Origin of the sequence: Pseudomonas floridensis (genome assembly GCF_002087235.1) — a bacterium.
Taxonomy (GTDB): domain Bacteria; phylum Pseudomonadota; class Gammaproteobacteria; order Pseudomonadales; family Pseudomonadaceae; genus Aquipseudomonas; species Aquipseudomonas floridensis.
The window spans coordinates 1-742 of sequence record NZ_MUIO01000248.1; the positions used below are offsets into that span (position 1 = coordinate 1).

At 56.7% G+C, this 742-nt stretch carries 2 protein-coding genes; one reads left to right on the forward strand and one right to left on the reverse strand.

The window, feature by feature from the left end; translation table 11 throughout:
- Nucleotides 1–176 (reverse strand): Tex-like N-terminal domain-containing protein (locus BZK31_RS28670; RefSeq protein ID WP_157900839.1); only part of this gene is annotated, 176 nt, incomplete at its 3' end.
- Between the two features lie 301 nt (nucleotides 177–477).
- Between BZK31_RS28670 and BZK31_RS28675 the strand changes: the two genes are divergently transcribed.
- Nucleotides 478–742 (forward strand): response regulator (locus BZK31_RS28675; protein ID WP_157900840.1); only part of this gene is annotated, 265 nt, incomplete at its 3' end.

The following is a 742-nucleotide window of genomic DNA, read 5'->3' on the forward strand; positions in this document are numbered from 1 at the left end:
CGCAGGCGCTCTTCCAGATGACGCAGTTGCGTGTCATCGAGGCTGCCGGTCACTTCCTTGCGGTAGCGGGAAATGAAGGGCACTGTCGAGCCTTCATCCAGTAGTGCTACGGCCGCTGCGACCTGTTGTGGGCGTACGCCGAGTTCTTCGGCGATGCGGCTGTTGATGCTGTCCATAAGACCACCTGGAGTTGTGAGCAAAAAACTGGGCTTTGTAAGGTCCGGCGTGCCAGATCCCGGTCCGTGACCGGTTTATTTTCTTGACTGGCGAACTGCCATAAGTCTGGTGTTGCCTGACTTTGAGCGCGGCGCATTATACCCAGCGACGCCGGATTAGGGGATTGGCCGACGAGCGCGGTTTTTTTGCGCCCGACAAAGCACTCTCAAGTGTGACGCCCAGTAAAATCTGCTAACAATGCACAAGGTGCGCATCACAGCAGCTACGCCATAATGCGCCCCGAGATCAAAGGAGCATCCGATGAGCAGCACTGCACAAAATGCTGAAGGCGAAAAAATCCTGATCGTCGATGACGATCCGGGGTTGAGCAGCCTCCTGGAACGTTTCTTCACCAGCAAGGGCTACCGTGCCCGCGCAGTGGCGAACGTGGAGCAAATGGACCGACTGTTGTCCCGCGAAGTATTCAACCTCGTGGTTCTGGACTTGATGCTGCCTGGGGAAGATGGCCTTTCCGCTTGCCGTCGTTTGCGCGCAGCGAACAATCAGGTGCCGATCATCATGCTCA